At 58.9% G+C, this 22959-nt stretch carries 24 protein-coding genes; 9 read left to right on the top strand and 15 right to left on the bottom strand.

Features of this window, described 5'->3' with window-relative positions; translation table 11 throughout:
* Positions 1 to 2: 2 nt before the first annotated feature.
* On the bottom strand, positions 3 to 1283 hold the full coding sequence (gene porA, locus QNJ86_RS05420; RefSeq protein ID WP_283831582.1) for a pyruvate ferredoxin oxidoreductase: 1281 nt from the start codon (positions 1281 to 1283) through the stop codon (positions 3 to 5).
* Positions 1283 to 2311: a 2-oxoacid:acceptor oxidoreductase family protein gene (locus QNJ86_RS05415; protein ID WP_283831581.1), complete on the bottom strand. Its 1029-nt coding sequence runs from the start codon at positions 2309 to 2311 to the stop codon at positions 1283 to 1285. The genes porA and QNJ86_RS05415 overlap by 1 nt, the downstream gene beginning before the upstream one ends.
* A gap of 209 nt (positions 2312 to 2520) precedes the next feature.
* On the opposite strand from QNJ86_RS05415, the gene QNJ86_RS05410 reads away from it, so the two are divergent.
* Positions 2521 to 4245: a lipopolysaccharide biosynthesis protein gene (locus QNJ86_RS05410; protein ID WP_283831580.1), complete on the top strand. Its 1725-nt coding sequence runs from the start codon at positions 2521 to 2523 to the stop codon at positions 4243 to 4245.
* Positions 4246 to 4281: 36 nt separating this feature from the next.
* On the opposite strand, the gene QNJ86_RS05405 is transcribed toward QNJ86_RS05410, so the two are convergent.
* The 3 genes from QNJ86_RS05405 to QNJ86_RS05395 form a co-directional block, all read right to left on the bottom strand.
* The gene (locus tag QNJ86_RS05405) at positions 4282 to 5538 is read right to left on the bottom strand and encodes an ATP-binding protein (RefSeq protein WP_283831579.1); all 1257 of its coding nucleotides are present in this window, start codon (positions 5536 to 5538) and stop codon (positions 4282 to 4284) included.
* A 178-nt stretch (positions 5539 to 5716) separates the two neighbouring features.
* Positions 5717 to 6376 (bottom strand): LysR family transcriptional regulator substrate-binding protein, encoded by a 660-nt coding sequence (locus QNJ86_RS05400; protein WP_283831578.1) that lies wholly within the window; start codon positions 6374 to 6376, stop codon positions 5717 to 5719.
* Positions 6377 to 6390: 14 nt separating this feature from the next.
* Complete coding sequence (locus tag QNJ86_RS05395) at positions 6391 to 7734, bottom strand: phenylacetate--CoA ligase family protein (protein ID WP_283831577.1); 1344 nt, start codon at positions 7732 to 7734, stop codon at positions 6391 to 6393.
* Between the two features lie 302 nt (positions 7735 to 8036).
* Here QNJ86_RS05395 and QNJ86_RS05390 point away from each other — a divergent pair, with 302 nt between their 5' ends.
* Positions 8037 to 8957 carry a LysR family transcriptional regulator gene (locus QNJ86_RS05390; protein ID WP_283831576.1) on the top strand — a complete coding sequence of 307 codons (921 nt, stop codon included), beginning with the start codon at positions 8037 to 8039 and terminating at the stop codon, positions 8955 to 8957.
* Positions 8958 to 9108: 151 nt separating this feature from the next.
* On the opposite strand, the gene QNJ86_RS05385 is transcribed toward QNJ86_RS05390, so the two are convergent.
* Positions 9109 to 10632, bottom strand: a complete 1524-nt coding sequence (locus tag QNJ86_RS05385; RefSeq protein ID WP_283831575.1) for an IMP dehydrogenase — start codon at positions 10630 to 10632, stop codon at positions 9109 to 9111.
* Positions 10633 to 10906: 274 nt separating this feature from the next.
* On the opposite strand from QNJ86_RS05385, the gene QNJ86_RS05380 reads away from it, so the two are divergent.
* Both QNJ86_RS05380 and QNJ86_RS05375 read left to right on the top strand, forming a co-directional pair.
* Positions 10907 to 11113 (top strand): helix-turn-helix transcriptional regulator, encoded by a 207-nt coding sequence (locus tag QNJ86_RS05380; RefSeq protein ID WP_283831574.1) that lies wholly within the window; start codon positions 10907 to 10909, stop codon positions 11111 to 11113.
* Positions 11106 to 11540: a hypothetical protein gene (locus QNJ86_RS05375; protein ID WP_283831573.1), complete on the top strand. Its 435-nt coding sequence runs from the start codon at positions 11106 to 11108 to the stop codon at positions 11538 to 11540. The genes QNJ86_RS05380 and QNJ86_RS05375 overlap by 8 nt, the downstream gene beginning before the upstream one ends.
* 141 nt (positions 11541 to 11681) lie before the next feature.
* Here QNJ86_RS05375 and QNJ86_RS05370 read toward each other — a convergent pair whose 3' ends face one another.
* The 6 genes from QNJ86_RS05370 to QNJ86_RS05345 all read right to left on the bottom strand — a co-directional run bounded on the left by QNJ86_RS05370 (position 11682) and on the right by QNJ86_RS05345 (position 17430).
* Positions 11682 to 13073, bottom strand: a complete 1392-nt coding sequence (locus tag QNJ86_RS05370; RefSeq protein WP_283831572.1) for a sodium-dependent transporter — start codon at positions 13071 to 13073, stop codon at positions 11682 to 11684.
* Between the two features lie 175 nt (positions 13074 to 13248).
* The gene (locus tag QNJ86_RS05365; protein WP_283831571.1) at positions 13249 to 14493 is read right to left on the bottom strand and encodes a type II toxin-antitoxin system HipA family toxin; all 1245 of its coding nucleotides are present in this window, start codon (positions 14491 to 14493) and stop codon (positions 13249 to 13251) included.
* Positions 14490 to 14795 (bottom strand): helix-turn-helix domain-containing protein, encoded by a 306-nt coding sequence (locus QNJ86_RS05360; RefSeq protein WP_283831570.1) that lies wholly within the window; start codon positions 14793 to 14795, stop codon positions 14490 to 14492. The genes QNJ86_RS05365 and QNJ86_RS05360 overlap by 4 nt, the downstream gene beginning before the upstream one ends.
* Positions 14796 to 15310: 515 nt before the next feature.
* Positions 15311 to 16744, bottom strand: coding sequence for an aminopeptidase (locus tag QNJ86_RS05355; protein WP_283831569.1), 1434 nt, complete (start codon positions 16742 to 16744; stop codon positions 15311 to 15313).
* Positions 16745 to 16865: 121 nt separating this feature from the next.
* Positions 16866 to 17201 carry a type II toxin-antitoxin system RelE/ParE family toxin gene (locus tag QNJ86_RS05350; protein ID WP_283831568.1) on the bottom strand — a complete coding sequence of 112 codons (336 nt, stop codon included), beginning with the start codon at positions 17199 to 17201 and terminating at the stop codon, positions 16866 to 16868.
* Positions 17161 to 17430 carry a type II toxin-antitoxin system prevent-host-death family antitoxin gene (locus QNJ86_RS05345; RefSeq protein WP_283831567.1) on the bottom strand — a complete coding sequence of 90 codons (270 nt, stop codon included), beginning with the start codon at positions 17428 to 17430 and terminating at the stop codon, positions 17161 to 17163. The genes QNJ86_RS05350 and QNJ86_RS05345 overlap by 41 nt, the downstream gene beginning before the upstream one ends.
* Before the next feature lie 404 nt (positions 17431 to 17834).
* Between QNJ86_RS05345 and ngr the strand changes: the two genes are divergently transcribed.
* On the top strand, positions 17835 to 18437 hold the full coding sequence (gene ngr / locus QNJ86_RS05340) for a nigerythrin (protein WP_283831566.1): 603 nt from the start codon (positions 17835 to 17837) through the stop codon (positions 18435 to 18437).
* 423 nt (positions 18438 to 18860) lie between these two features.
* Here the strand turns inward: ngr and QNJ86_RS05335 are convergent, their stop codons facing one another.
* The gene (locus QNJ86_RS05335) at positions 18861 to 19076 is read right to left on the bottom strand and encodes a helix-turn-helix domain-containing protein (protein WP_283831565.1); all 216 of its coding nucleotides are present in this window, start codon (positions 19074 to 19076) and stop codon (positions 18861 to 18863) included.
* A 71-nt stretch (positions 19077 to 19147) separates the two neighbouring features.
* Here QNJ86_RS05335 and QNJ86_RS05330 point away from each other — a divergent pair, with 71 nt between their 5' ends.
* Together QNJ86_RS05330 and QNJ86_RS05325 are read left to right on the top strand one after the other, a co-directional pair.
* Positions 19148 to 19417, top strand: coding sequence for a hypothetical protein (locus QNJ86_RS05330; RefSeq protein WP_283831564.1), 270 nt, complete (start codon positions 19148 to 19150; stop codon positions 19415 to 19417).
* Positions 19418 to 19804: 387 nt separating this feature from the next.
* On the top strand, positions 19805 to 20365 hold the full coding sequence (locus tag QNJ86_RS05325; protein ID WP_283831563.1) for a beta-class carbonic anhydrase: 561 nt from the start codon (positions 19805 to 19807) through the stop codon (positions 20363 to 20365).
* On the opposite strand, the gene QNJ86_RS05320 is transcribed toward QNJ86_RS05325, so the two are convergent.
* Positions 20362 to 21681 carry a S41 family peptidase gene (locus QNJ86_RS05320; protein WP_283831562.1) on the bottom strand — a complete coding sequence of 440 codons (1320 nt, stop codon included), beginning with the start codon at positions 21679 to 21681 and terminating at the stop codon, positions 20362 to 20364. The two genes, QNJ86_RS05325 and QNJ86_RS05320, sit on opposite strands and share 4 nt — an antisense overlap.
* Before the next feature lie 2 nt (positions 21682 to 21683).
* On the bottom strand, positions 21684 to 22208 hold the full coding sequence (locus QNJ86_RS05315; protein WP_283831561.1) for a metallophosphoesterase family protein: 525 nt from the start codon (positions 22206 to 22208) through the stop codon (positions 21684 to 21686).
* A gap of 168 nt (positions 22209 to 22376) precedes the next feature.
* Here QNJ86_RS05315 and QNJ86_RS05310 point away from each other — a divergent pair, with 168 nt between their 5' ends.
* Both QNJ86_RS05310 and QNJ86_RS05305 read left to right on the top strand, forming a co-directional pair.
* Positions 22377 to 22562 (top strand): helix-turn-helix domain-containing protein, encoded by a 186-nt coding sequence (locus tag QNJ86_RS05310; protein WP_283831560.1) that lies wholly within the window; start codon positions 22377 to 22379, stop codon positions 22560 to 22562.
* 15 nt (positions 22563 to 22577) lie between these two features.
* Positions 22578 to 22787 carry a helix-turn-helix domain-containing protein gene (locus tag QNJ86_RS05305; protein WP_283831559.1) on the top strand — a complete coding sequence of 70 codons (210 nt, stop codon included), beginning with the start codon at positions 22578 to 22580 and terminating at the stop codon, positions 22785 to 22787.
* Positions 22788 to 22959 lie beyond the last annotated feature (172 nt).

The following is a 22959-nucleotide window of genomic DNA, read 5'->3' as shown; positions in this document are numbered from 1 at the left end:
GGCTAGTTCGCCTCCTTCGGGGCGGCGGTGGCTGACGCCGAACGGGATCCTTCGACTTCGCGCTGCGCGCTCCGCTCAGGATGACAAGAGGGGGCGGCGGCATCGACTGGGGAGTCTATGCCGAGGAAGCTTACGCGGGGGAGGTCGATGGTGCCTTCAGAAGCGTCTAGCAGAACCTTAAACATGCCGATGACCTGGGCTTCTGAGATATCGTCGCCGCCGAGGCCGCCTATGAAGTTGTAGGTGGGACTCGTCACGCCAGCCTGATGGAGGGCGGAGTTCACGTTTGTGAACACGGTACCCTCGGCGCCGAACGAGATGTCCTTTTCCAGCACGCCGACCGCACGCACGCCGCGCAGTGCCTCGGCGATGAGGGCGCTCGGCATGGGGCGCAGGTAGCGGATGCGCAGCATGCCGGCACGCACGCCCTGTTCGCGCAGCTTCGCCACCACGCCACGCACAAGGCCCGCGGCCGAACCCAGCGTTACCAGCACCACATTGGCATCTTCGCAGTTCACGCATTCAATCATGCCGGGATACGCACGGCCGAACACCTCGGCGAAGCGCGCCTCCACTTCGTCAATCACGCCGGGCGCGTCCAGCATGTCGCGGTGCTCCCAGTACTTGAAGTAGCGGTTGTACTCCGGCCCGGCCGAGAACCCGATGTTCACGGGGTGCTCGAAGTCGAAGCGATTGCCTGCGCCGTCGTAGGGCGGCAGGAACGCGTCGGCCTGCGCGGACGTGGGCACGTCCACCGTCTCGTAGGTGTGCGTGAGCGCGAAGCCATCGAGGTTCACCATCACCGGCGTGCGCACGCGCGCGTCCTCGGCCACCGCGTAGGCCATCAACGCCAGGTCAAGCGCTTCTTGGTTGTTCTCGGCGTACACCTGAATCCAGCCGTGGTCGAGCAGCGCCAGCGAGTCGCGCTGGTCGCCGTAGATGTTCCACGGCAGCGCGGTGGAGCGGTTCGCGTTCATCATGACGATGGGGTATCGACCGCCCGACGCGTACGTGAGGCACTCGGCCATGTAGAGCAGGCCCTGGCTCGACGTGGCCGTGAATGTGCGCGCGCCCGTGGCCGACGCGCCGATGGCGCACGAGAGCGCCGAGTGCTCGGATTCCACGTGCACGTATTCGGCGGCCAGCTCGCCGGATTCCACCATTTCGCTCAGGCGCTCAACAACCACCGTCTGCGGCGTGATGGGATACGCGGAGATGACCTGCGGACGCGCCAGTCGCACACCCTCAGCAAGCGCTTCGTCGCCGGAGAGAAACCGTTTCATTAGGCACTCGCCTCACTTTCGTCACGCTCGGGCACCATGGCGATTGCGCCGAAGGCACACACCTTCGCACACACCCCGCATCCCTTGCAGAAGTCCAGATCAATGGCTACGGGAGCGCCACCACGCGCGGGTTCGGCAACCTTATACACCGTGCCATCTGGGCAATGCATATAGCACTGAAGGCACCCGGTGCACGCAGCCGAGTCAATAACGGGGCGCTTGTTGCGCCAGCCTGCGTTCTTCGCCACAAGGTAACCCGCCTCAAAGCAGGTAGAGTGCGCGAAAGCACTTGGGTCGAGAGTTCCTGAACGCAACGTGGGAATGTGCGCGGGACGACCGGCGGCCGCACCACTGTCATCCTGAGCGGAGCACCGAAGGTGCGCAGTCGAAGGATCCCCCGCGGTGTCAACAGTAAGTGCTACGGCTGTCGCCGCACGGGATCCTTCGACTCCGCGCTGCGCGCTCCGCTCAGGATGACAACCGGGGTGCTGCGCGCTCTTTTGGGGCTGACAAGCGGCGGCTTCCATCGCTGCATCAATGATGACGATATTCTTCGCGTGCAGTTTCTCGGGCATGTATTGGCGGATGGCTTCTTTTACGTCCTCGGCATTCACCTGGTCACAGAGCGTGGCCAGGGCGCCAAGCAGGGCGGTGTTCGGAATGGGGCGGCCCAGCACGGCGGCCGAGATGCCGTCGGCATCCAGCGCCACGATGCGCGGGTCGTCGAACGTGCGCACGCTGTTCACCAGCACGATGCCGCCGGGTTTCAGTTCGCACTCCCAGCCCTCGCCCAGCAGCGTGTCGTCGAGATACACCACGTAATCGGCCTGCGCGACGGCGCTGCGGTCGCCGATGGGCGCGTCCGACATCTTCGTAAATGCGCGCATGGGCGCGCCGCGCCGCTCGGGGCCAAACGATGGAAACGCCAGCGCGTGCCGGCCGTCGGCAAGCGATGCCGCCGCGCCCAGCAGCCGCGCCGCCGTGAACGCGCCCTGGCCGCCGCGGCCGTGCCACAAAACTTCTTTCATGAGCATTCTCCCACTGGTAATAAGTGTGTTTCGCCAGTATACCGCTCGTCCGTTCGCGAACATGGCGCACCGCGCCCGTCGTCGGCAAATGCCCGCAGACGCCGCCGCCGACGCCGAACGCAATGCCGCATCCCCCTGGCGTTTTCCACAGCGTTTGATGCTGGTATGGAAATCGGCATTCGGGCAAACGATGAACTATAATCGGGGCTATGAAACACCTTGCGAAGGACTCCACCACCCCGGCCGAGAACGCACCTGAGAAGGAGCGCACCGTCGCACGCCATGCGCGGCCTGCGGATACATCCGCAGATGACGCGCCCGCCAGCGCCCCTACGTTCTCGCCTTCCGATACCACGCCGTTTTTGGGTGCCGCCGCACGCGAACGCGAGCAACGCGCCAGCGGAAAGCCACCCCGCAAGCCCAACTTCATCACCCGCACCGTGAACGGCTGGTGGAACCGCCTGCTGGGAGCCGTATCCGAAGGCTCGCTGGCCAGCCAAGAGGCCGAGTACGCCGCGCACCGCACCTCGCGCGACTACGTGTGGAACACCATCGGCTTCGCTGCCTGGGGCATGGTGTTCCCCATCCTTACCGTGGTGGTGACGCAACTGGTGGGTGTCGAGCAAGCGGGCATGTTCTCGCTGGCGTTCGTCACCGGCATGCTGCTGATGATTGTGGCGAACTACGGCGTGCGCACGTTCCAGGTGTCGGACGTGGACGAGGCGCATTCGTTCTCGGATTACCAGATGAACCGCTGGATCACCTGCGCCATTATGGTGCTGGTGGGCGTGGGGTATTGCCTCGTGCGCGGGTACGAAACCGACATGTTCACCATCAGTTTGGGCGTGTATCTGTACAAGATGATAGACGGCTTGGCCGACGTGTACGAGGGACGCCTCCAACAGAAGGACAAGTTGTACCTGGCGGGCATCTCGCAGGCGTTCCGCTCGGTGCTGGTGCTGGTGGTGTTTTCGCTGGTGCTACTGATCACGCGGAACCTGTCGGTTGCGTGCATCGCCATGGCCACAGCGGCGGCCGCGTCGTTTGTGCTACTGACGTTTCCGTTATCGCTTTTTGAGACGCCGAAGTCTCGCCGCTGGAGCGCAGGCAGCGTGGGTGGGTTGTTCCGCCAGTGCTTTCCCCTGTTCATCGCGCTGTTTTTGTACGCGTTCATTGATAACATGCCGAAGTTCGTCATGGAGGGTGTGCTCTCGTACGACAACCAGCTGTACTTCAACGCGCTGTATTTCCCGGCGCAGGGCATTCTGCTGACGGTCGGGTTCATTTACAAGCCGCTTTTGGTGAAGATGGCGAACGTGTGGGCCGACCCGGAGAAACGCAAGCGGTTTGACCTGATCATCGTTGTGATTATGCTGGTGGTTGTGGGAGTGACCGCCGCGACCGCGCTCATGATGGCGTGGATTGGCATTCCCGTGATGGGCTTCTTGTACGGCGTGGACTTCGAGCAATTCCGCGGGCTGTGCTACATCATGCTGGCGGCCGGTGGCGTGACGGCGGCAATCGACTTCTTGTACCAAGTCATCACCGTACTGCGGCGCCAGAAGGCCGTGACCACGCTCTACATTATTACGTTTGGGTTCGCGCTGTTTGTGCCCATTCTGCTGGTGAACTTCACCGGGCTGCCGGGCGCGGTCATTGGCTACCTCATTGTGATGTGCATTCTGCTTGTGCTGCTGATCTGGGAATACGCTCGCATTCGCATAGAGTTGGCGCGACAGGATAAGGCCGAAGTTGCCGCCGCAGCCGAGCCCGGCGTTGGTCGTCACCTGCGCCCGAGCGAAGCCCGCGCCGAACGCGAACGCCGCGCCCAAGTACACGCCAAATGGGGCACCCACGAGGCCCCCCACTCCGGCAAACACAGCGCCCCCATCCAAACCCCCTGGGAAGAAGACGACCTCCCCGAGAGCCGGTAGGTGAGCGCGGCGCTTCGCGCTGCTTTGCCCGCCGCGCTACTTCAGTAGCTCGTCCGCTTCAAACAAAAAGGTGCGAATATCCTTATGAATAATGCCATTCTGGCTACGGTCGACCTTGTCCATTGACAGCACGTATTTTGGAAAGTCGCTGCGCAGATCCTCAAGCGGCGCAAATTCACGCGCGATAGTGGACTCTTCGGCAAGCAAGTAGCACACCTGAATGAACAGCTTACGGGAACCCTTCGTGGCAACGAAATCTATCTCTTTCGACGCGGAACCATTCTTGGAAGGCTCGATGGGCTTATCGCCCACGGACACCTTCCATCCATAGCGAATGAGTTCGACAAACACGATATTTTCGAGAACTTGGTCAATGTTGCGATCGTTATTACCGTACACCGCTTCACGGATTCCATGATCTGCAAGATAATATTTTTCTTGATTTTTGAACACCTTCTTGCTCATCACATCAACGCGTGGCGCACGGTACAGGAGATTCGCATCGCACGCCACCTGGATATACTTGAGAACTGAGCCAATCGAAATGGAAATATTCTCGCCCTCAAGCATGCGCTCGACACTGCGACCACTGAACGTATGCCCAATGTTGGCAATCAGAAACGGCAGCAACTCGCCCAACAGCGCCGAATCCTTGATGCTTTCGCGCTCAATCATATCCTTGAGAACCACGGTATCGTAAATGCTGAGCAGGTATTCCCTACAAGGATCCTGCTCGTAGTCGAGATAGGCCAAAAACGGGAAGCCGCCAAGAACGCGATATACGTCGAACGCCTCGTCTGGAGTTTGCACGCAGCCATCTTCTGCGCGCAGGCGCATGAACTCGGAAAACGAGAATGGGAACACCTCGAATTCGACGTAGCGTCCACTGAGATAGGTCGCGAATTCGCTTGAAAGAAAATGTGCGTTTGACCCGGTTAAATAAACATCAATGTTGAATTCTACCTGTAGCCCGGGGATCAGCTTTTCCCAGGCCTCGACCTCTTGTATTTCGTCGAGGAATAGATAATGAAGCTCTTCGGAGCCGCCCGTTTCCCCAATCCACTCCGCGATATATGCGTGAAGCGCATCGGGGTTTTTGAATTCGCGATTTGAGTACGCTTCAAGGTTGATATCGAGCATGAGATCGTCGGAGACACCCTTGTTTTTAAGCTCAGCTTGTACGAGCCTTAGCAGCGTCGACTTGCCGGACCGACGAACCCCTGTCACTACTTTAATAATGGGTTTGCCAATGAAGGGGCGAATTCTGTCGAGATAGAGCGGTCGGTTGATCATGAGGCCTCCGTTTTTGTTCATTACAATTGACAAATTACATGTTTTGGATGTTTTTGTCAATTTGAATGGACAAAAATAAGCTTCTGGGGGGTTTGTTCATTTGAGTGAACAAAAAACTGGCAAGGGTGGTGGGGTTCCCTTGCCAGTTTTGATTGTGCGGTTGGTTGAGAAGAGTGCCTTAGAAGCGGGCGTAGCGTTCGAGGTTTTTCTTGAGGGTGTCCACGAAGCGCTGGGCGACTTCGCCAAGTTCTTCACCCTTGCGGACGACGTAGCCGAGGCGCAGTTGGACGTCGGTGCGTAGGGGGACGGTGTTCAGGCCGGCACCGTCGGAGATGCCAACCAGGATGCCGCTCGTTACCGTGTAGCCGTTGAGCGCCACGATGAGTTCGCTCAAGGACGCACGGTCGGTGCACGCGATGGACTTGGCACGCGGCACGCCAGCCAGCGCCTCCTCGGCAAAAGCCACGGGCGAGTCTTCGTCCTGCTCGAAATAGAGGTACGGGAAATCCTCCATGTCCTCAAGCGAGAGGCTTTCCGCATTCACCATGGGATGGCTCTTCGGCAGCGCAACGCGCGGAGCCGAGCGGATAAGCTCCACGAACTCAAGACCCGCCGCATCAAGCGCCGCGTTCACCTCGTCAGCCGTGGCCGAGGTCTCAAACAGCACGCCGAGCTGGCTCTTCCCGCTTGCAACGTCGTCGATGACGCCCTGCGTCGTGCGGTCGCGCAGCGCATAGGCATACGAGTCGCCACCCAGCGCGAGCACCGTGTGCGCGAACGTCTGCACATTAAACAGGTAATGCTGCCCAGAAACGGCGAAGGTAGTTTCAATGGTCATAGGTGGTTCCTTCCCTAGCGCGTGGTGCATCCGCGTTCGTCGATGAAGCGCGACGCCTTGTGCTCGGACGACGTGCCTAGTTTGCCTGCATCATACACGATTACCTTGGCCGGGCGCACGCCGGTGTGCGCCTTGAGCGCGGCTTCGGTGCGCTTCGCCACCTCGTCGTAAGGCTCGTCGCTGCCGAGCGAGCGCTCGACGGACACCTCGTACTTGCAGGTGAAATTCTTCTCGTACACGCGGATGGAGTATTCGCCGGTGAGGCCGTCCAGGCCGCGCACCACATACTCGATGTCGCTCGGGAATACGTTGACGGCGCCCACAATGAACATCTCGTCCTTGCGCCCAGTCACGTGGATGCGCGCCAGCGTGCGGCCACATTCGCAGGTGTCGGTGCTTACGTAGCCAATGTCGCCCGTGCGGAAGCGAATCATCGGACGCGCCTTTTTCATCAACGTCGTGTACACCAGCTCGCCCGTCTCGCCGGGAGCCAGCACCTCGCCCGTGGTGGGATCCACCGTCTCCACGAGGATCTGGTCCTCCACGATATGCAGGCCGTCGTGCGCTTCGCAGGCGGCGGCGCAGGCGCCGTAGATGTCGGACAGCCCGTAGAAGTCCACCACCTTCGCGCCCCACAGGTTCTCGATGGCCTCGCGCGTCGACGTGATGGAACCGCCCGCTTCACCAGCCACGATGATGGTGTGGATGTTGAAGTCGTTCCTCGGATCGAAGCCTTTCTCCTTGGCAATCTCGCCCAGGTGCCACGCGTAGGACGGCGACGTCCAAATGACTGTGGGCTGGTACTGTTTGAGCACGAACAGCAGACGGTCGGACGGCACAGCGCCCACCCAGATGGCGAGCGCCCCCAAACGCTGCGCGCCGATGACGTCCGGTCCGCCCACGTACAGCGCGAAGTTCAGGCCATGCACGTAGCGGTCGTTCGGGCGCATGCCGGCCTGCCAAAACAGGCGCGCCTCGGTGTCCTGCCACAGGTCGAAGTCTTCCTGCGTGAAGGGGCTCACCGTGGGAACGCCGGTCGAACCCGACGACGTGGCCATGAAGATGACCTCTTCCTCGGGTACGGAGCACATCTCGCCGAAGAAGCTGCCCACATGCTGCGTTTCGCGCTCCGTCTTCTTGTCGCAGAAGGGGAATTTCGCGATGTCGGCGAGCTTCTGCAGGTCGCTCGGCTTGACGCCAGCCTGGTCAAACGCGCGCTTGTAGTACACCGTGTTGTCGTATGCGTAGGCGACCATGGCGCGCAGGCGCTCAAGTTGCAGCGCCTCAAGCTCCGGCCGCGGCATACATTCGATCTCCGGATCATAGTATTTCTGATCGTAGGGGATGTCCTTCGCCATGGTTGCTCCTTGTTCGTGTGCGATTCTGGTTGCTGCCTGCCGCGCGCCAGCCCTGCCGAGTTAGGCTTTCGAATGTTCCACCATTCGAATGTTTCACGTGAAACACTTGTTCGCCATCAGGGCTTTCTCACGTAAAAAGCAGCGTATTGCATGAAACCACGAACCGCCCCCAAACACAACCAAAACCGTCATTCGATGTTTTGATGGTTTGCTATCGCTCATACCGATAGCTGGGTACAATTACTTCGTGAACATGAGCGTGCAAGGCTTCACGTGAAGCAGTCGTTCGACGAAAGGCCCCCATGACTCTCCAGCAGTTGCGTTACCTTATTGCTATTGCGGAATATGGCTCTATCAATGCGGCGGCGCAGAATTTGTATGCGTCGCAATCCAACCTGTCCACGGCCATCAAGGAACTTGAGCAGGAGCTGGGCATTACCGTGTTCACGCGCAGCAACCGCGGCGTCACGCTCACAAACGACGGCACGGAACTTCTGGGCTACGCGCGCCAGGTGATTGAACAGGCCGCTATGCTGGAGGAACGCTACGCCGACAAGGGTTCCACCCACCTGCGGCTGGCCGTGTCCACGCAGCACTACGCGTTTAGCGTACAGGCATTCGTGAACGTGGTGGAAGCGTGCGAAGGCGACGAATACGAGTTCATCCTGCGCGAGGCCACCACGGCCGAAATCATCGACGACGTGCGCACCTTCCGCAGCGAGGTGGGCATCCTCTACACCGACGACTTCAACCGGCGCGTGCTGCAGAAGGCGTTCGACGATGCCGACGTGGCGTACTTTCCCCTGTTCGACGCACGCGTGCACGTGTTCGTGGGCGAACACCATCCGCTGGCCGGCGCCAAGGAGCTGCGCCCGGAAGACCTGGAGCCCTACCCGCGCTACTCGTTCGAGCAAGGTACAACAAACTCGTTCTACTATTCCGAAGAGCCGCTTGCACACCTACCCCATAAGCGCAACATCCGCATCTCGGATCGCGGTACCCTTACCAACCTACTTACCAGCCACAACGGCTACACTATTTCAACCGGCGTGCTGTCTGCCGAAATGCACTCCGGCATCGCCAGCATCCCGCTAGCCAGCGGCGAAACCATGCAAGTAGGCTACCTCATGCACAACGAACGCCGCCCCAGCGACCTGTTACTGCGCTTCATCGACGAACTCCACGCCGTCATCGGCGCCAACCCCACCGTAGAGGCACACTGACAAAGGTTGTGATCCTAGCGAATACCGCGAGCATAGTCCCTCGGCCTCAGAATGACAAAGTGACACAAAAACAGCCCACCGGCGCGGAGGGCGCGGGCGGGCTGTTTGGAGTGGCACTATTGCGCGGCACGACGCGCGGTGCCAAACTTGCCTAGTGAATCGTGTTGCTCACATACGGCGTTTTGTCCTTCAGCAACACGTCGTGGGCGCCACCTTCTACGATGGACGTGGAACTGACCAGCGTTAGCTTTGCCTTCTCTTGGAACTCGGGGATGGTGAGAGCGCCGCAGTTGCACATGGTGGACTTCAGCTTCAGCAACGTGACGTCGATGTTGTCCTTGAGCGGGCCGGCGTAGGGCACGTACGAGTCCACGCCTTCCTCAAACGTGAGCGACTTCTTCTTGCCGCCCAGGTCGTAACGCTGCCAGTTGCGCGCGCGGGCCGAGCCTTCGCCCCAGTATTCCTTCATGTAGGTGCCGTTCACCATGACCTTGTTCGACGGACTTTCGTCGAAGCGAGCAAAATAGCGGCCCAGCATGACGAAGTCGGAGCCCATGGCCAGCGCAAGCGAGATGTGGTGGTCGTACACAATACCGCCGTCGGAGCAGATGGGCACGTACACACCCGTCTCCTTGAAGTATTCGTCGCGCGCCTTCGCCACCTCGATGACCGCCGTGGCCTGGCCGCGGCCGATACCCTTCGTCTCGCGCGTGATGCAGATGGAGCCGCCGCCGATGCCTACCTTCACGAAGTCCGCGCCCGCCTCGGCCAAGAAGCGGAAGCCGTCGGCATCAACCACGTTGCCGGCACCAATCTTCACCGCGTCGCCGTAGTGCTCGCGCACCCAGTCGATGGTCATCTTCTGCCAGTCGGAGAAGCCCTCGGAACTGTCGATGCACACCACGTCCGCACCGGCTTCCACCAGCGCCGGCACGCGCTCGGCGTAATCGCGGGAGTTGATGCCCGCGCCCACCATGTAGCGCTTATGATCGTCCAGCATCTCGTTGGGGTTAGATTTGTGCGAGTCGTAGTCCTTGCGGAATACCACGGCCACCAGGTGGTCGTCATCGTCCACGATGGGCAGCGAGTTCAGCTTGTTATCCCAGATGATGTCATTGGCCACTTTCAGCGTGGTGTCGGCCGGCGCCACAATCATCTTGTCGCGCGGCGTCATGAAGTCGACCACCTTCTCGTCCATCGACATGCGCGACAGGCGGTAATCGCGTCCGGTGACGATGCCCAGCAGCTTGCCGTGCGCGGAGCCGTCGTCGGTGACAGGCATGGTAGAGTGGCCAAGTTCTTCCTTCAGCGCCACCACGTCGGCCAGCGTCATGTCGGGCGACAGGTTCGCGTCGGAGGTAACGAAGCCGGCCTTGTAGTCCTTCACGCGCGCGACCATAGCGGCCTCGTCTTCGATGGACTGGTTGCCGTAGATGAACGACAGACCGCCCTCGGTGGCCAGCGCCACGGCCATGTGGTCGTCAGACACGGCGGTCATGATGGCCGACACCATGGGAATGTTCAGCGTGAGCGGGCATTCTTCCTGGCCCTTGCGGTACTTCACCAGTGGCGTTTTCAGGCTCACGGCCGCGGGCACACACGTTGCCGGCGTGAGCCCGGGGACAAGCAGGTACTCGTTGAACGTACGGGACGGTTCATCGAAATAGTAGGCCATGAACTCCTCCATCTGCGATAGGCGCGGTCAGCGCGGGTGGGTGCGGCGCGAATGCGGCAGGCGGCCAGCCCGTCACGCATTCGTTGCTTAGGTGTTACCCGCTATTATAGCCACGGCAACGGCGGGCGCGAGAAGAACGCTGCGGAATATGGAGAAATATCCGTTGGTAAGCGAATGGAAAGTTTGCTTTACATTCGCACTGAAAGCGTGTATGCTGTATGGAAAGTTAACTTTACATTAACTGAGTGCTGCGCAGCAGAAGGAGAGGAAGCCCATGGAGAACCGCTTGGAGGAACTGCGCCACGAGCGCGGCATCAAGCAGGAAGACCTCGCGCAGGAGCTGGGTGTGTCGCGTCAAACCATCAGCTCACTTGAGAAGGGGCGCTACAACCCCTCCATCCTGCTGGCATTCAAGATTGCGCGGCACTTCGACCTGCAAATCGAAGACGTGTTTATTTACCGAGAGGACGATCATGAATAACCCCGAAACCACCAACCGGAAAGCCGGTCTTATCACCCTGGCAATTGCCGTGGTGCTTACCCTTATAACGCTTGCGCTTGCCTTTAACGTGGGAGGTGTCGCAACTCTTGTACCCACCGCAGCAAAGGCGGTCTGGGGCTTTGCGGGCTGCGCATTCGCGCTGTTCATCTGCAGCGTCGCCGCGCTCACGCACAAAACCACGCCGCAGGAGGCAATCGAGCAGGCCGACGAGCGCAACCAAGCCATCGGCAATCTTGCCGCCCGCAAAGCATTCACGTTCATGAGCGTATTCATGCCGCTTGTAGCGCTGGTACTTTATGTACTTGACCAGGTGTCACTCACCGCGATGCTGGTTATCATCGGCATCGAGGTAGTCACCTTCGTAACCTACGCCATCTACATAGCCCGCCTACAGCGCGAAATGTAGGGGCAAGAAGGTAGTCAGCTTCATGTCAAAACCCTGCCATATGTGATAGGGTTTTGACATGGCAAAGTGAATTCGTTCTGCTTCGGGCACCGTGCTCGACGCCATTGGCGGCAGTCCGTACGGCATTGTCCCGCTGTGTTCCTACCCCCAGCCCAGCCATACTTGGATGATGGGGACGTAGCCGGCCACGAACACGGTCAGGATCAGCACGGGCAGGGCGAAGCGGACGTAGCCACGGGCCCAGCGGGGGAAGCGGAGGCCCTCGCCGGTGTCGGCTTCGCGCACGAACGCGTCCCAGCCCCAGCCGCGCTTCGTGGTGCAGAACAGCAAAAACACCAGCGCGCCCAGCGGCAGCACGTTGTTCGACATGAGGAAGTCCTCAATGGCTTGGATGTTGCCGATGCCCGGCACCTCTACGCCCGCCCACAGGTTGAACCCCAGCACGCACGGCATGGACAGCGCGGCCAGCGCCAGGCCGTTCACCAGGCACGACTTGTGGCGCGACCAGCCCCACTCATCCATGCCAAAGCTCATAATGTTCTCGAACACCGCCACCACGGTAGACAGTGCCGCAAAGCTCATGAACAGGAAGAACAGCGTGCCCCACACCTGGCCAAACGGCATCTGCGCAAACACGCTCGGCAGCGTAACGAACACAAGCCCCGGCCCGCTGCCCGGTTCCACACCAAACGCGAAGCACGCCGGGAAGATGATGAGGCCCGCCATAAGCGCCACCACCGTGTCGAGTCCCGCGATGCGCACGGCCTCGCCCGTGAGCCGGTAGCGCTTGTCGATGTAGCTGCCGAAGATGGACATAGACCCCACACCCACGGACACCGTGAAAAACGCCTGCCCCATGGCCGCAAACACCGCATCGGCAAACGTGCCCCAGCCGCTTGCGAACAGTTTGTCGAAGTCGGGCATCAGGTAAAACGCGAGGCCCTCCCCCGCGCCCGGCAGCGTGACCGCGCGCACCACCAGCACAGCCAGCACGGCGAACAGCGCGCCCATCATCACCTTCGTCACACGCTCCACACCGTTGCGCAGACCCGCGCGCGTCACCATCACGCCGATGGCCACCGTGACCAGCATATACGAGGTCATCTCCAGCGGGTTGGCCAGCATGCCGTTGAACACGTCACCCACGCCACCCGCGTCAAGCCCCTCGAACGTACCGGTGGCGCTCATCACCATGAAGGCCAGCATCCACCCGGCTACTGTGGTGTAGAACATCATGAGCAGGTAGTTTCCCGCAAGCGCCACCCACTTGAAACGGTGCCACTTCGAACCCGCCGGCTCCAGCGCGTCAAAGCTGCGCGCGACACCCTTTTGGCTCGCGCGCCCCACGGCAAATTCCATCACCAGAATAGGCAGCGCGAACACCACTAAAAACCCCAGGTACATGAGCACAAACGCCGCGCCACCATACTGCCCCGCAATATAGGGAAAGCGCCACACGTTCCCCAGCCCAATAGCGCACCCAGCACTGATCAGGATGAACCCCAACCGAGACCCAAACTTCTCCCGAACCATTCTGCCTCGCTTATAAGTAAGCGCCCAGCAGCCAAGCCGCGAGCGCGCGTAATCAAATGCGAGCAGTGTACCGGAAAACCCACAAGCACGAAACGTTACCCCGTCAAAAACCCGAACACCCAAACAAGCCCCCGCCACGCCCCACAGATACAGACTCAGTCCCGCGCTTTCTGGGTTATCGCACGAACGCCTCTTTTAACGCGCGCGCCCGATCTTGAAACACGGGAGCAAAAAGACGCATTTCGGCATCACGACAACCATTGCGTCGCGCAAAAGACTGCCAACGCCCTATAGCAGCAAGTACGATTTCTATTAACTGGCTGGCACGATTGAGGTCTAATCCGAAATCGGAAAGCATCGCTTTGAGACCCTCCACCTCATCGCGGCCTGCCTCACCCATGATGGTCGTCGAACGTGAAGCATCCTTATGGGGATCGGGGTTCACGTCAAAAAGCGGCGCCAGCGTCCAGCCACTTTGCATGCGGATAAAGCCAATGTTTCTCAGATGGTCATCGACGTTGTGAATGGCGATGGAAAAGGCTATGCGCTTGAAAAGCTCTTCGAGCCCCTTTTCGACATCACCCACAAACGGCACAAGCGCCTCGGCAACTTCGGCATAGTCGCGCACTTCCCCATCGCGGGCTCCAAGGAGACTCATGGCACTCAGATATGGCAAACGCGCGCCATCAATACGTGAACCTGCACGATCGAACCGTTCAATCACGAGGGCTTTTTGGTCGCCGATGGGCACAAGCCGAGTTGCTGGAACCACAATTCCCGCCGCTTGAGCCAGATCAAGGGCCGTTTTTTCCCAAGCCATAACATCCCATTCGTCACCAGGATGAGAAAACTTGGCAAGCATCAACCGATCCCCTTCGACAACAGAAGCCTTTGGGCGCGCGCCGCCAAGCGAACCCGATCCCGCATCGAGCAGCATTTTGAGTTCCGTTCGCCCTTCTTGCTCACGTGCAATAGTAGCGCTTGCCTCAAGCAACTCCGGCAGTTGAATGATGGGGGGAATAGCGGATGACGCCGACAGGAACGACGTTTCGCCTGAGAGCGAAAATCGCAAAGCCCCTTGTCTTGTGCGGTCGAGCACACCCAGCAGATAGTCGACTTCATCTAAAGTTCGAAGCGGCTCACCAGGCCGTCCGGCTTCCTCGCGTTGTTGCTTCGCAATTAGATTTCGCCCCCATCGGTCTGGGGATGAATCGCGAAACGCCCCAGGCATCCCGTCGCAATAGTGCGCTTGGGCTACCAACGGTAAGTGGGGATCAATCGCAAAAGAACTCCCGCTAGCTAAGTAGGCGGCGTCATAGGAAAACATGGTCGAAAGACGTCCTCGACGCAAATTGAAGTGCGCGGTACCTACCTTTTGCGGAACCGTGGCATCGAGATAGATATCAACCGGAGATTTCACGAGGGCCTTCTTACGCGTTGGGGGAGTTTTTGGTCGGAGCGGGCGCGGCCGAGGTCGGTTTCGTAGGGGTCGGTGGCGTCAACTACTCGGTCGAGAATGTCGAGGGATCGGCACACGTTCAAAATAGTGGCGAAACTGACCGTTGGGTCGCCGCTTTCAAGCCGCGAGATGGTGCCGCGCGACACGGCCGCTTTAGCCGCAAGTTCTTCGGCCGTCATGCCGACAAGCTTGCGCCAGGTGGCAATGTTCTCGCCGATGCGTTTTGCAGCGAGCCTGCTTTGAGCGGGTACCGGTCGTTTCATGAAGAACCTTACTGTTCGATATATCGAACGTTATTAAAGTTAATGTCCGTCTTATCATACACTATTTGCCTAGAGCTGCAACAAAATTTCACGCCCGCCAGGTTGACAAAAGTGTGACGCGCTATCGCGCTGGCTAGTGCGCCACGAGTTTTCTCGCATTCCTTGCCTTACGACGCGGGCTGACTGGCTTGTGGACGTTAACTTACAAGAGGTATAACCTCCGTAGCGACGTACGCGGCGACGGGGCGCACGCCTAGTCCTTTTAGAGATGCGCCACTCGCGCGTAAGCGCGAAAACGCCGGTCATGGCTGTATTCTCCGCCTTCGGCGGAGAGGGCGCTTCATGAAGCGCCCCTACGTGGGTTACCTTTTTAGTTAGGTTAATGGTACATGAGCGAGCCCTCGTCATGGTGGTAGGGAGGGCAACCATCTCTTAGTGTATTCGTTAGCGCGAAGCGCGTCACACTTTTACGCCCCGGGGGGTTGGTTCAACCCCCCGGGGCGCTCTCGTAAAACTTATGCGTTCTTCAAAAAGGCTTCGTAGCCTTTGTAGGCTTCGTAGATGTCGGCTTTGCTCGTGACTTCCCAGGGGGCGTGCATCGAGAGGACAGCAACGCCGGAGTCGATGACCTCCATGCCGTACTTTGCGGGAATATAGGCGATGGTTCCGCCGCCACCCACATCCACTTTGCCCAGCTCAGCGGTTTGGAACGACACGCCGGCGTCGCCCATGATGCGGCGGATACGCGCCACGTACTCGGCGCTGGCGTCGTTGGAGCCACTCTTTCCGCGGCTGCCCGTGTATTTGTTGAACACCAGACCGCGACCCAAATACGCGCTATTCTTCGCCTCAAACACGCTCGCGTAAGCGGGGTCGAAACCGGCGGACACATCGGAGGACAGCATGCTTGATGCAGCCAGCGCTCGACGCAGCGACAAAGGGCCGCCCTCGCCCGCCAACTCCATGATTTCAGCAACGGTATTCTCGAAAAACTGCGATGCCATGCCGGTGGCACCCACGCTACCAATTTCCTCTTTGTCCACCAGCACACACACCGCCGTCTTGGCCGGCGTCTCGTTCAGCGCCAGCTGTGCCGCGAGCGAGGTGTAGGCGCACACGCGGTCATCCTGTCCGTAGCCAATAACCATGCTACGGTCGAAGCCCAGGTCACGAGCACGCCCCGCAGGTACCGCCTCAATCTCAGCGGAAAGAAAGTCCTCTTCTTCGATACCATACTTCTCAGCCAAAAGCTTAAGCGCAAACGCCTTCACCGGCTCCTTCTCCGCCAACTTAGCGAAGGGCTCTTCCCCTTCGTCATCGCCAAACTCCTCGCCTTCAATAACCAGCGGCCTATTCCCCACAAGGATATCCAGCGCCTCGCCCTCAACCGCTTCGCTGGCCTTCTTGCCCATTTGCTGGCTGGCTAGGTGAATGAGCAGGTCGGTCACGCAGAATACCGGGTCGTTAGGGTCGTCGCCCACCTGCACGTCAATTACCGTGCCATCGGTTTTCGCAATGACACCGTGCAGCGCCAGTGGCAGCGTGACCCACTGGTAGTTTTTGATGCCGCCATAATAATGTGTGTCGAGATGCGCGAGCCCGTTCGCCTCAGCCAGCGGGTTCTGCTTGATGTCGAGGCGCGGCGAATCAATGTGCGCGCCCAGAATGTTCAGGCCCTCGGCCAGCGGCGCCGAACCCAGATGCGCCAGAATAAGCGCCTTGCCGTGCGAAAGCGCCCATACCTTGTCGCCCGGCTTCAGCGCGCGCCCCTCGCGCACCGCACTATCAAGCGCAACGTAGCCGTGCTCTTCCGCCAACCGAACCGCCGTGGTCGCGCACTCACGCTCAGTCTTATTTTCGCTGATGAAGTCAATGTATTCAGCCGACAGTTGCTCAAGCGCCTCAAGGTCGGCCTCATCGTACTTCTTCCACGCAGTTTCGTGCTCCATATTCGTCCTTTCGCTCCAGTTGCTTGCCACTATTATGCCCCATTTCGCCCGAGCGCAGGACACAACAGAGGTACCTCATTGGTATCGAAAGAACCACAGACGAAGGAAGTCGAAGGAAGCTTCACACCAGCCGCGCGTAATCCTGTGATTGATGGAAAATACGCGCCACCTTCACCACCCCGTCCTCGTGCTTATAGAGCGCGATGTGCTTCATGAACAGGCACGGCCGGTACCCCAAGCGCGCAAGCCGCGGCTCGCGCGATACCGCAAACAAGGCAGGATTAGAACACACCAGATCAAGTGCCTCATCCAGCTCATCGAGAAAATGCCCAGCCGCCTGGGGGCTCTTCACATCGTACAGCAGATACTCTACTATGCGGTCGCGGTCGCGCTCTGCCGAACGCGAAAATACCAGCTCACAGGCCATAACGCTCGCGCGCCGCACGCTGAGACTCATGGCCATCTACCACGCGGCCAGACGCGAAGTCGTCTTCAGCCTCGTCGATATCGCGATACAGCCTTACCCGAGCCGCTTCCTGCTTCAGCGCATCAAGCTTCTCAACGGTCATAACCGCAAACGTCTCGTAGCCATTCCGCGTCACAATAACGGGCTCGGACGCCTCTTCCACCGTCCTGGCAAACGCGGCCGTATTCTTCAATTCCTTAATGGGAATGCAAACCGTCATCACACACCTCCAAAGGGGCCATAATTATGGTACCTTAGAATACGCGCAAGCAGAAGCGCAGTCAACAGCCGGTGGACTCAGCACATAAGACGAACCTCGGCGCCTCAATCAGCCAAAGATTCCCGGCACATCCCCACACAACGCACGCACATCTACCGCATTTACCGTAAACTATCAGTGAACTCACAGCAGGAATTGATTGACCTGGTGGATAAGGCGTAGCGCGAGCGCCCCCAGAAGGGCAGCCCGCTGCAACCCATTGCGGTTGTGGACGTTGTGCGGAGCAATGCGAATTCCCTTCGATTACCCTCTTGCGTCGGTTCGCGAAACGGCGTATGATGCTTATTGAGATTGATTCTCAATAAGAGAACCAGGGAAACGTCAGACGAGAAGGAGAATGCTCCATGAAGGTACGTTCCGAGATCCCCACCGCTGAAAACACCACGAACATGGACGGCTTCGGCACCTGCGAAGTTGGCACCACGCTTGAGAACTTGAAGGCCGCCATCAGTGGCGAGACGGGCGCGTCAGCCAAGTACGCCGCCTTCGCCAAGGCCGCCAAGGAGCAGGGCTACGACCAGATCGCCCGCCTGTTCGAGGCCACTTCCGCCGCTGAGCAGATTCACATCGGCCTTGAGTACGCGCTTGTTGCCGAGGTTGAGCCGGACTTCGAGAAGCCGGCCGCCCCTGAGGCCGAGGGCGTGCAGACCGACCTGAACCTGATCATGGGTGCCCAGGGCGAGATTTTCGAGACGTCCGACATGTACCCGGCGTTCATCAAGAAGGCTCAGGAAGAGGGCAACGCCAAGGCTGTGCAGGTGTTCACCCGCGCCAAGCTGGCCGAGTCCGTGCACGCCGAGCGCTACCTGGCCGCGTACAACGACATCGACGTCCCCGACGACGACACGTTCTACCTGTGCCCCATCTGCGGTTACATCCACAAGGGCGAAGACTTCGAGAAGTGCCCCATCTGCTTCTGCCCGAAGAGCACGTTCCGCGCCTTCTAAGCCACAACCCCAAGCGAAACCCCGCGTTCACTTCCCACCGAACGCACCTTTCCCAAAAAACGACCGCCCACCCGGCGGTCGTTTTTTGCGTTATCATGAGGGCTTGGATATCTCTGGATGCTTGAGACTCCAAGGGCATCCGTACACCATCAATCTAACTTGACGCTAACTTGCTTTTCTGGGCCCCGCGGGGCCCTTTTTTGGAGTTAAAGTGGGGGTTCAGAAGAAGCGTGTCCATCTGATCAGGGGAAATACTCTGGCGCCTCAGGTATTTTTAACTTGATTCTAACTTGACTGTAACTTGCTTTTTGGGGCTCCCTTTAAGCAGAACCCGCGTTAGCTTTCCACAAAACGCACCTTTCTCCAAATCGACCGTCCCATTGGCGGTCGATTTTCGTTTGTGGAGGTACAGCCAGTGAACACTTAGTCCGGCATCCTAGCGAAGAATTCCTTAAGCGTTAACCCATACCCTGCGACGATTTTCTCAAGACTGTTAATAGTGGGATTTCTTTTCCCTAACTCAACGTCACCCAGATACGTCTTATTCATTCCCACCACCAAACCAAGCTCACGCAAAGACCACCCACGCTCATCACGAAGGTCTTTCAACACCTGCCCGATTTGTGCATTCGTATTCATACCCACAAAGCTATGCGAGCGTGTGCACTGTATCACCGCATATAAGTTTACGATTCGAAAAGGGTGCTCAAATGGAAGATATACCACTCATTAGCTATGTAATGCAGGGTGGAGGGCCAACCGCTGATCCAATATATCGCGTGGCACCCTGCCTTAATGCCACGATAAATAAGCTGGCGTCTGTTACGATGTGCTGTCAAGGATTGGCAACTGTTGAAGACAGCCATTGCGAATCCAAAGCTCTCCTCGGTGCTATATCGATTCTTCATGAAGTTATGGAAGAAATTGATGAAGCACTGGAAGTTTTAGATGAAGTTGCAACTCGCCAAACCTCTTCCTAAAAGCGTACGTACCCGCATTTGCGTTATTGCATATCCGAAGCGACACAAACCAAAGCCATCGCGATACCACACCGCGCTATATGAAATACATACCGTATTGGGTATAAATCTAACTTGCTTTTAACTTGCTTTTAACTTGCTTTTCTGGGTCCCATAGGGCCCTTTTTGGAATTAAAATGGGCTCTCGAAAAGAGACCGCTCATCTGATCAGGGGAAATGCTCTGGCGCTTTAGGTATTTTTAACTTGATTCTAACTTGACGGTAACTTGCTTTTTGGGGCTTAACCCTGCGTTCACTTCCCACCGAACGCACCTTTCCCAAAAACGACCGCCCCACCGGCGGTCGTTTTTTGCGTTATCATGAGGGCTTGGATGAAAGAAGGGGCTCATGGAGAATTCCGCTGTTGTTGAGGGTATTTTGGCGCATAATCAGGCATTTGTTGAGCGTGGCGAATATGAGCGCTACGTCACGGACAAGTACCCGGACAAAAAGTTGGCCATTGTGTCGTGCATGGATACGCGGCTGACGGAGCTTTTGGCGGCGGCGCTGGGGCTCAAGAATGGCGACGCAAAAATCATCAAGGTGGCGGGTGCCGAGGTGGCGCATCCCTTCGGCAGCGTGATGCGCTCGCTGCTGATTGCGGTGTGTGAGCTGGGCGTAGAGGACATCATGGTGGTGGCGCACACGAATTGCGGCGCCCAGCACATGAGCGGCACGGAAATGGTGGCGAACATGCAGCGCCTCGGCGTGACCGACGAGCGTATCGGGTTCGTCCGCCACTGTGGCATTGACTTCGACCGCTGGCTCGCTGGCTTCGGCGATACCGAAGAAGCCGTCCGGCGCAGCGTCGACATGGTCCGCAACCACCCCGTCATGCCCCCTCACGTGCGCGTATCCGGCTACATAATGGACTCCCACACCGGCGAGTTAATGCCGGTGGGATGCTAGGGAAGTTCCAAGGCTTGTTGTTGCACCACATCCTGCGCACATTCAGCAGGAGTGAAAGGGATGTATACGTCCGGGGCGATGCCGCGGCCCAGCGTTCCGTTGCCTTCGTGGGCGGCTTCCGTTTTGCTAATGGGGAACACGAGTGAGAACTTCTCAGTAAGCACCGCGGATACCAGGTTTGAATAATCCAGGCTGCCTCGGGTTGCGCGACCCACGCGCTGTACGTTGCCGCAGCCCGCTTCAGCAGCGCGCGCAGCAATAGCGGCCAACCGCTCGCCCACGCCGGATGTGCTCACGTCGGTGAGCAGGAATGTCCGCTGATGCTCGGGTGCCGGCGGGAACAGCATGTCCTCTTCGAACTCGGCCTCCTTCACGAATCCCGCACCAGCACATTCTGCCACATGGTCGATCTCGGCCTGCACCCAGGCACGACCCTCCGCATCGCTCAAGTCAAGCAAGCGTTTGAGTTGCCGTTGCCGCAGGTGAGCGTTCAGCTGTGTGTAGCGCGTGTAGATGAACTGCTCGCCCATGAGATCCTTCAGGTTGGCTTCGCGGTCGAAAAAGAGCGCGAGCAAGCCGTAGGCGTTCCCAATCATGCCCTCGGTTACGTCGCGCACATCTATGATCACGCGGTCGGCGCGCTGAATGTCGGCGAAGCGTTCCTGTAGAAGGGCAAGCAGCGAATCATCCACGAAGTGGTGCGCCGTGATGACGGCAGCCAACTCGTTTCCGCGTGGGCCCACGTTTTCCACTACCTCAACCGTCGGCGCGCGCAGGCTTTCCCGAAATCCCCGCGCAGGGAACGTGCGGACAGGCAGGTCTTCTTCTGCGCCGTCGGCGTGGCGTACCTGCATATGCGCGCAGTACGGCAGGACGTCATTCCACAGCTGTCGCTCAGAATCGTCGCCGTTGACAGGGTTGTTTATCAGACGCGTAAGATACTCGTCAAGCGTATGTCCATCCAAGCGCACCAGAGCATCACCCGGCACCAAGCGCTTGTCGTCGCGCGCTGCGGTCACATACAACTCATCTCCGAAGCGGCGCACAGAGAAACCACACGTCACAGACGTGAAATCAGCCTTCGACGACACCTCAAACGAAAGCGTTGGATCCTGAAAGCCCGACAAGTACTGACGCACGTAACGCACGAACAAGGCGTCATCAAGCGTTCCCGCGCCCGCAGCCGCACCCAGCGCCTCAAGCAGCGACAGCGGGTTACTTCGCGTCTCACACTCGGGCTGGCCGGCGTAATCGTTCTGCATAACATGCAGCACTGCGGCAATAACCTGCTCATACTGTTCATTCTGTTCCGCCATGGCTACTCCCCCGCTTCCAGTACGATGGTGCCGTCGAGGGATTCTATGCGGGCGCTTTCTACGCGGCCGTTGGAGAGTTGCAGTTTGGCGATGCAGCGGGGGAAGTTGCCGCGAGGGCGGAACACCGCGCCGGGGCACAGGATGTAGGTGGCGGGGCGCGCCTCGGGGCCGGTGATGAGTTCTGGCACATGGGTGTGGCCATGGATGCACACCTGCGGGATAGGGTCGCCCGGCGCGAGGGCGGCCGAGCCGGCAAAGGTGATTTTCACGTCGCGCGGGTAGTGCGCCACGAGGAAACGCACACCGTCGATGACCGGATGCGCGAAACGGCCGACCGACGCGCCGTATTCGTCGAAGTCGTTGTTGCCCAGCACAGCCGTGACCGGCGCGATGGTTTCCAACTCGCGCAGAATGGCCGGGTCGCCAATGTCGCCCGCATGGATGATATGGTCGCTACCCACGAGCGCCGCATACGCCTCATCCGACAACCGCCCATGCGTATCCGAAATAACCCCCACCAGCGTCATATTCGCTCCCTTCGCGCCCAGCACTTACGCCAACCACCCGCCGCATTTACGAGCACCAGTATACGTCACCACCCCCACCCAAACCGCTTTGTTTGCCAGTTTGTCTTAAAGCGCCGCATAGTAAGTTATAATCCCAGTTCTATGACGAATTCCGCGAAAAATCTTGGCTTGCGAATAAAGGAGCTGCGTGACAGCAAGGGCTGGACGCAGGTTGAGTGCGCGGAGTATCTGGGGTTTCATCCCTCTTATATCGCGCGTGTAGAACTTGGCGGAAAGAACGTCACGCTTGCCACCATCGACAAAATAGCCGCCGGTTTCGGCATCTCGCTCGAAGAGTTGTTTAAGGGTTTGTAGGCAGGCCGTCCATTTATGGCCGCTAACCAACAACTCGGCATGCGCATCAAGGACCTGCGGGAGGCCAGGGACTGGTCGCAGCGCGAGTGTGCGGATTTCCTAGGCGTGCATCATGTGTACCTGGCTGATGTCGAGCTGGGTAAGAGAAACCTCACGCTCGCAAATATTGAAAAGATTGCAGCTGGTTTCGGCGTTACGTTGGAAGAGTTGTTCAAGGGCTTGTAGGCTGCGCTTCCACAGGTGCGACTCGCCCGCGCTGTCGCATAAAAATGTGACGCGCTGCGCGCTACTAATTACGCCACGAGGTGGCCACCCTCCCAACAACTATGACGAGGGCTTTTGTTGCATAACGTGTCAATGTCTTCAAGTCAGTCAGCCCGAGTCATGAGACAAAGGG

Origin of the sequence: Gordonibacter faecis, assembly GCF_030077735.1 — a bacterium.
GTDB lineage: Bacteria > Actinomycetota > Coriobacteriia > Coriobacteriales > Eggerthellaceae > Gordonibacter > Gordonibacter faecis.
Note: the sequence above shows the minus strand (reverse complement) of the source record. Positions and strands in the feature narration are given on the sequence as shown.

What these genes read in the sequence shown, in the direction of transcription:
- QNJ86_RS05350 (WP_283831568.1), bottom strand. Translation starts at nt 17,201, where the DNA reads ATGAGTCTCAGCGTGCGGCGCGCGAGCGTTATGGCCTGTGAGCTGGTA.
- QNJ86_RS05405 (WP_283831579.1), bottom strand. Translation starts at nt 5,538, where the DNA reads ATGATCAACCGACCGCTCTATCTCGACAGAATTCGCCCCTTCATTGGC.
- ngr (WP_283831566.1), top strand. Translation starts at nt 17,835, where the DNA reads ATGAAGGTACGTTCCGAGATCCCCACCGCTGAAAACACCACGAACATG.
- QNJ86_RS05315 (WP_283831561.1), bottom strand. Translation starts at nt 22,208, where the DNA reads ATGACGCTGGTGGGGGTTATTTCGGATACGCATGGGCGGTTGTCGGAT.
- QNJ86_RS05325 (WP_283831563.1), top strand. Translation starts at nt 19,805, where the DNA reads ATGGAGAATTCCGCTGTTGTTGAGGGTATTTTGGCGCATAATCAGGCA.
- QNJ86_RS05320 (WP_283831562.1), bottom strand. Translation starts at nt 21,681, where the DNA reads ATGGCGGAACAGAATGAACAGTATGAGCAGGTTATTGCCGCAGTGCTG.
- QNJ86_RS05415 (WP_283831581.1), bottom strand. Translation starts at nt 2,311, where the DNA reads ATGAAAGAAGTTTTGTGGCACGGCCGCGGCGGCCAGGGCGCGTTCACG.
- QNJ86_RS05330 (WP_283831564.1), top strand. Translation starts at nt 19,148, where the DNA reads ATGGAAGATATACCACTCATTAGCTATGTAATGCAGGGTGGAGGGCCA.
- porA (WP_283831582.1), bottom strand. Translation starts at nt 1,283, where the DNA reads ATGAAACGGTTTCTCTCCGGCGACGAAGCGCTTGCTGAGGGTGTGCGA.
- QNJ86_RS05345 (WP_283831567.1), bottom strand. Translation starts at nt 17,430, where the DNA reads ATGACGGTTTGCATTCCCATTAAGGAATTGAAGAATACGGCCGCGTTT.
- QNJ86_RS05360 (WP_283831570.1), bottom strand. Translation starts at nt 14,795, where the DNA reads ATGAAACGACCGGTACCCGCTCAAAGCAGGCTCGCTGCAAAACGCATC.
- QNJ86_RS05390 (WP_283831576.1), top strand. Translation starts at nt 8,037, where the DNA reads ATGACTCTCCAGCAGTTGCGTTACCTTATTGCTATTGCGGAATATGGC.
- QNJ86_RS05400 (WP_283831578.1), bottom strand. Translation starts at nt 6,376, where the DNA reads ATGACCATTGAAACTACCTTCGCCGTTTCTGGGCAGCATTACCTGTTT.
- QNJ86_RS05395 (WP_283831577.1), bottom strand. Translation starts at nt 7,734, where the DNA reads ATGGCGAAGGACATCCCCTACGATCAGAAATACTATGATCCGGAGATC.
- QNJ86_RS05380 (WP_283831574.1), top strand. Translation starts at nt 10,907, where the DNA reads ATGGAGAACCGCTTGGAGGAACTGCGCCACGAGCGCGGCATCAAGCAG.
- QNJ86_RS05385 (WP_283831575.1), bottom strand. Translation starts at nt 10,632, where the DNA reads ATGGCCTACTATTTCGATGAACCGTCCCGTACGTTCAACGAGTACCTG.
- QNJ86_RS05410 (WP_283831580.1), top strand. Translation starts at nt 2,521, where the DNA reads ATGAAACACCTTGCGAAGGACTCCACCACCCCGGCCGAGAACGCACCT.
- QNJ86_RS05355 (WP_283831569.1), bottom strand. Translation starts at nt 16,744, where the DNA reads ATGGAGCACGAAACTGCGTGGAAGAAGTACGATGAGGCCGACCTTGAG.
- QNJ86_RS05305 (WP_283831559.1), top strand. Translation starts at nt 22,578, where the DNA reads ATGGCCGCTAACCAACAACTCGGCATGCGCATCAAGGACCTGCGGGAG.
- QNJ86_RS05335 (WP_283831565.1), bottom strand. Translation starts at nt 19,076, where the DNA reads ATGAATACGAATGCACAAATCGGGCAGGTGTTGAAAGACCTTCGTGAT.
- QNJ86_RS05375 (WP_283831573.1), top strand. Translation starts at nt 11,106, where the DNA reads ATGAATAACCCCGAAACCACCAACCGGAAAGCCGGTCTTATCACCCTG.
- QNJ86_RS05370 (WP_283831572.1), bottom strand. Translation starts at nt 13,073, where the DNA reads ATGGTTCGGGAGAAGTTTGGGTCTCGGTTGGGGTTCATCCTGATCAGT.